Genomic DNA, 6,410 nt, shown 5'->3' with positions numbered 1-6,410 from the left:
TTGCTCAAAAAATTGGATAACCTAAAATTAAATTCAGAAAATAATTAAATTTAATTGCATGGCTATTTATCGGCAATTCTCACAATTTTTCACAGAAATATTAATTTTTTGTAGACAAGAATAATTTTTTGTTAAATCCAAATATTTTTTTAGCTCTTGCCAACCAGCAAAATTTAAGAATAAGAAACGTAAGAAAGAAAGGCTAAGACGCAATAAACAAAAGCAACCCCTAAATTTACGTTTGTGCTTCTATGTTGCTCTTGAGTTACGGGAATGTAATATGGTATGAATATCTTTAAATTACTCGTTAATGTCTATTGAATTAACAAATCTATACATTAACTCTTAAGATTAAAAGATAGATTTGAAACGGAAGAAAAGAGGAAAGGATTATAGGTACTTACGTTTTAAAAACGTAAATAGTGGGAGTATAAGCATCACAATTTTATAGATATCCAACTAGAGACGCATTTGGTAAATAATTGAAATTTAATAAATATTTCCTCCATTAAATAATGTAAGATATTAATATAGGTGTTTGTTAATTAGAAAATAACCCCATTGCTCTTTATACAATGGGGTAAGTAAAGATTCTTAATTGTTATTGTTCAAAACTTCAAGCATTTTGTCTGCTAAAGCTTTTATAACAGGTACTGATACTGAATTTCCAAATTGTTTATAACTCTGCGTATCACTAACTGAAATTATAAAATTATCAGGGAAACCTTGTAATCTTGCTGCTTCACGAGGTGTTAATTTACGTGGATTATTACCGTCTTGAGCAATCAAAATTTCACTACCATCTTTATAGTATCTAGCAGATATAGTGTTAGCATACGGGCTGTCGGCATTAAATATAGAGTAACCAAAACCATTACCTTTTTCGATATGTTCTAGTTTACGTCTTTGGTGCCCTTCCCAAAGTTTATCTGAAATTGTATATTTTGAATCAACTTGTTCTTCTAAAATATCACCTACACGAGTAGGAATTAACGTTGGCTCTGGAAACTGAAAATCTTCGTAATTACTTACTTGAGCTTTATCAAAGCCTACAATATAAATGCGTTCACGATTTTGTGGTACACCAAAATCTTTAGATTTTAAGATTTTAGTCTGAACGGCATATCCAAGATCTAATAGAGTTTGAATGATCGTTTCAAACGTTCTACCTTTATCGTGTGATTTTAAATTTTTTACATTCTCTAGAAGAAATGCTTTAGGTCTCTTAGCTTTAATAATTCGAGCTACATCGAAAAATAAAGTACCACGAGTATCTTCAAAACCTAATCTTTTTCCAGCTCTGCTAAATGCTTGACAAGGAAATCCTCCTAGGAGGATATCATGATCAGGAACTTCAGTTTCAACTATCTGAGTAATGTCCCCTAAAGGAACATCATCAAAATTTGCTTTATAAGTTTTTATAGCGAATTTATCTATTTCACTACTAAAAACAAAATTAGCTTGTCCTGTTTGATGGAAACCTAAACGTACACCACCAATTCCTGCAAATAGGTCTATTACTTTATATTTAGCATTAGAATTATTAGGGAATGGTACATTTTCAGGAAATGACATTATAGCTTTAAGCTCTAAATTAGATGGAGTACTTTCTCCATTTTCCCATCTTCTTATAGTGCGATCCCCAAATTTAGACATTCCTACAGCATCTGCTAATTCTTTTTGTGTCATATTTAATCGCAGTCTTTTTTCTTTAATCAAAAGAGCTGGAGAAACGCTCTTTAATGAGGTACTAAAAGTCATATTTACATTTATCCCAATATGCCATTAAATCAGGACTAACTGTCCTCTTTTTATCACATTATATCGTAAATTTAACCTTAGAGGAGTTATACTTTTTATGACAAAAGATTTTACAGTTGATGAATATAAAGACTTTATTAAAGAAGAAAGGAAGCAAACATTTTTACAACCCTACGATTTAATATATGAAACTTTTAAAAAGCTTTCATATCATCTAAAAGATAAAAGCTTCTTTATAGAAAACGCAAGCTTTATCGTTGAAGAACTGAGAAAAAAAGCTTGGAACGATTTTTTACCACAAGAAAAAGCATTTACTACAAGAATGCTTAAATTTCTTATTGACGAAAAACATGCTAACTCTCTAAGCTCTATTGAAGCGATTACATGGTTTATTGAAAAGTATCCAGAACACATTTATGCTCTAACTTTATCAAATACTCAAAGTCGTAGAAGTCGAGCAGGTAAAGAGTTTGAAAGTACTATCGAATTAGTTTTAATGGGAGCTGGCGTACCTATCGATAGTCAAGGTAATATTGGTAAACAAATTTTTACTAGCAAAGGCCTTGGTAAAATGTTCGATCTAGTATCACCTGGGGCAATCGAATATGACATTAATAAAAGAAATACTGTATTAATAAGTGCAAAAACAACGTTACGAGAAAGATGGCAAGAAGTTCCTGAAGAGATGGGAAGAACTGGTGCTAAAGAAATGTTCTTAGCAACGCTAGATACAACTATTAGCTCAGAAGTATTCTCAACTTTATACGAAGCAAATATACAAGTTACAACGACCAAAAGTATCAAAGAAAATTATTATAAAGATAACTCAAGAGTTTTAACTTTTGAAGATCTAATCAAAATCTGTAAAGAAACAGCTAGTAAATGGAATCAATATAGCTATTCAGTAGCAGATACGGAAAAATTAAAAGAAATAATTACGAAACAAATACAAAAACATGAAGATAAGGAATTTGTTGTAGATTACTACAATGAAAGACTTAAAAAGTACTAACCTAACATTACTTATGCACTGAATACAACAATCTCATTACACTAGTAATGAGATTGTTCTTGAAATCTACCCTATACAAAAATTCTTTTCTTAGTTTCAAACAATTTATTTTTAACTAATCTAGCTTTGGAGTACAGCAATGCGTGATTATACAACTGAAATTCCTGCTTTAGAACGTCCGTTTTTAGCCCACGAGCACCCTAAGTGGTCGGACAATCTCGCTCATGCTTGGCAACAGCTTAAGTACTGGCCGTCTTTACGTGGCTATTATAAAAATCAAACAGCTTACAGTGCTGTACTCACCCAAGCTAATACTTACTTAGCGGCAGCTTTACCAGCCCAATTAAGTGCAGTTAATCCTGTTACTCAACAATCATGGTTATATCAGCATGTACGTTTAACCAGTGAGTATTTATTAGATGCTTTTTGTCAGCATTATGCAAGCTGTAACTTTACTCGTGCTTGTTATCCAGGTTGGCCTGCTGAACAAGGAATCGTTTCTGATGCTATTGAGGGAGTAACGAGAATGATCCCTCTGATTGCAGCCTACTTAGTGCATGCTAAACAGGAAGAAGACAAACCTCAAGCTTCAACTAAATTAGCCTTGGACTATCAACGCCTTGAGACTTATCGTCAAGCACTACGTACTTGTATCTTACATGCTACAGATCCTGATGATAAAGGTTATTGGGGTAAGATCCATGACTATTCTCAACTGATTTGTGAAGCTCATGATGTAGCTTTAGCTATTTGGCTGACTAAAGACCAGATCTTTGTTCATCTACCACACCAAGACAAACAACAAATCCTGACCTGGTTACAAGCTATTAGTAGTAAGGCTACGGTCGATAATAACTGGCATCTCTTTATTGTTCTCATCCAAATGGTAGCTGCTGATTTAGCTGATCCTATTCAAAAACGCAGCGACTATCCGTTCCGCGATCCTGTAGCAGCTTCTTTACTAGATAATATTGATACTCAAGCAATTCTGGACGGACAAGCCGAACAAAATCTTGCTCTTGAAGCTCCAGCTGGTTGGAAACTATTCCCCGAGTTCTATAGTAAATTTGTAGCTGTAGATAAATATCAACGGGTTTTAGATTTTTATACTAACGAAGGTTGGTGGAGAGATGGAGCAAAAGGAGACTATGACTTCTATAACTCATGGGGTTTCTATTACAGTCTCTATTGGTTAGAACAAATTGATCCTAACTTTACGGGGCCATTTATTAAATATGCTGCTCAAGCTTGGGCAAATAAAGCTCGCTATCTCTTTACTCCTCATAGTGTTGCTTTCTTTGGTAGAAGTGTACCTTATCGTCTAGCCTGTAGTACAGGTTTACTCATTACTGATGCTTTAGCAGGGCAAGCTAATGGACAGCACTTACGTGCTTTCTTAAGCCCAAATTGCTACTATATTAGCAACCAAGCTTTAGCCCATGGCATGGTGTCGGCTGGTTTTTATGGTAATGATCGTCGCTTACAAGATCCTTACTCTGGTCCAGCGAGTGCTTTCTGGTCGCTAAGATCTTACATTATCTTACTTTGTACAGGTAATAAAACCGGAGCTTGGACAACAGACTTTGTCCCTCTTCCTGTAGAGCAAGGTGATTTTCAGGTTGAGATCCCAGCCATAGGTTTAACTATTACTGGTAACCAAGAAACACAAGAAGTGGTCGCCCAGTTTGCAAGTAGTAAATACAAATATGACCCAGCAACTTCTAAGTTACTAGGTCAAAACTCTTACACTCAATTAAAAGAGAAAATTATTGGTCGTTCATTCCGTCCGAAAAATAATCTGCTTCGTAAAGGCTTTACTCGTTGGTCTAGCAAACTAGATCTCTATAAATAAAAATATAAGTAAACAAAAATCCCTAGTCGGATAAAGACTAGGGATTCAGTGTCATAACGTTATATTAAATGTTTCAAATCAAAAAAATGATCTTCAATTTATTATACACTCTAGTGTAATAATTACTCAGAAAATCAGGTTCTGCTAATGCAGAACTTTATTTTTGTAACCTTTATGGAGTGCACGTTTTTCTACTTGCAATAAAGCTGTTGTAGTGTATTACTATTTTCCTCGATACTGACTAAGTAATTTAAACATAGACTAAGTAATTAAACTCTGACTGTAATAGAAGATAGGCTAATCTAGGATTACTAAGCAAGTACCTATTAATATCCAGTAAATACTAATTAGTATCTAGTAAATAATAAATAATATCTAAAAATATCTAATAATATTTTTAGGTACTACCACTAAGTAACTATTATTACTAAATAAGCTTTATGCAAGTTTTTATAACGTTGCTTTTTTTACTTAATTTTTGATCTAGTTGAGCAAAAAATTAGTAAAACTTTTAAACAAAATCAAACAAATACAACCAGGCTATAGCAAGACCTCGATACGCAAAAAAGGACTAAAGTGGTTCACTTTAATCCTCCTGATCATTTTCTATATACTTCAATACATACTTTACTAAGATTCTTAGTATCAATGTAAATTAGTAGGTTGTTTTCTAGATACGTGAAATACTATATCACAAATTCAGTATTACCTAAATTTATTTTTCCGAAAAAAATTTCGCTGATCTTAATTAATTTTCCGCTTTTTAACCAATTAATATCATTAAAGTAGTTGTTATTTACGACATTATTCAAACTTCATGTCTTACTGCACATAATTTTTTTGTTCGAGACGATCAAAAAGCTTTAAAAAACATCTAACTAAATTTACCTATTACCTTAGAAAAATATAGGTGAATTTACAAATTTGGATATAAATTTTGTGACGAGAAAACAAAAATTAATTTAAAAAATTATTTTTTATTCTCAGAATTAACAGCAGGTGCAAGTTAACTGTGCACTCACATTAGCTAAGCTGTAAATCAGCAACCAATTTACACACAAGTTCAAACCACAAGGATTGAGCTTTACCCCAAAAATGATACACCTCCTAAGCACCACCTATTATCCCCTACCACCTACAACTTTCATAATCGCACAAAATTAGCATTTTACAATCCCATACTTGTCATTAACTGCATGAGCAGAATTAGCTGTATAAGCAGAATGAGTTAAATGAGCTATACCTCAAGAGTGATACTTCCCATCTATACCAAATCATTAATAGAGAGAATGTATATGGAAGTATGTAAACAGCTGTTAAACTTAGCTTGAGATTGCTCAAGCTGGTTTTGAACATACGAATATCGTTATTTATTATTTAGAGGCAATATTATTTGCATAAAATTTTGATTATTCTAATCTGTATAAAAATATATCGAGGGGAATACAAAAATATTACAGTTAGTTTTGTTGGGAGTAAAAGTTATTGCCACAATAACCTCGTGATTAAAGGACTAAATTCTTACCTTGTTGAGCAAAAATTTGCTTCTCTTTTTCCTATCAATTGATAAACTTCCACCTCACTTGCGAGAAATAAAAAATGAATATCCTATCTCTAAAAATCAAAACTTTAAACCTGAATATTGCCTTTATGGTATAATATGCCGATGTGTGAAATTTAACAATCACATGACGGTTTTGCAGCAAAATTATCGCTTAGATTTTTGTCCTTCTAGGAAGTAGTCTTTACCTCTAGGGGAAACTATGATTTAGTAATAATTTTGCT

The 6,410-nt window shown here is 32.8% G+C and carries 3 protein-coding genes; 2 read left to right on the top strand and 1 reads right to left on the bottom strand.

What is annotated here, in order from left to right; translation table 11 throughout:
- Window positions 1-594 precede the first annotated feature (594 nt).
- Window positions 595-1,761 (bottom strand): DNA (cytosine-5-)-methyltransferase, encoded by a 1,167-nt coding sequence (gene dcm / locus CKF58_RS01900; RefSeq protein ID WP_119530300.1) that lies wholly within the window; start codon window positions 1,759-1,761, stop codon window positions 595-597.
- A 97-nt stretch (window positions 1,762-1,858) separates the two neighbouring features.
- Here dcm and CKF58_RS01895 point away from each other — a divergent pair, with 97 nt between their 5' ends.
- Window positions 1,859-2,773, top strand: a complete 915-nt coding sequence (locus CKF58_RS01895; protein ID WP_119530299.1) for a type II restriction endonuclease — start codon at window positions 1,859-1,861, stop codon at window positions 2,771-2,773.
- Between the two features lie 139 nt (window positions 2,774-2,912).
- The gene (locus CKF58_RS01890) at window positions 2,913-4,625 is read left to right on the top strand and encodes a DUF2264 domain-containing protein (RefSeq protein WP_119530298.1); all 1,713 of its coding nucleotides are present in this window, start codon (window positions 2,913-2,915) and stop codon (window positions 4,623-4,625) included.
- Window positions 4,626-6,410 lie beyond the last annotated feature (1,785 nt).

The sequence above is a fragment of the Psittacicella hinzii genome, from assembly GCF_003585935.1.
GTDB lineage: Bacteria > Pseudomonadota > Gammaproteobacteria > Enterobacterales > Psittacicellaceae > Psittacicella > Psittacicella hinzii.
This window is presented reverse-complemented; position numbering and strand designations above follow the sequence as displayed.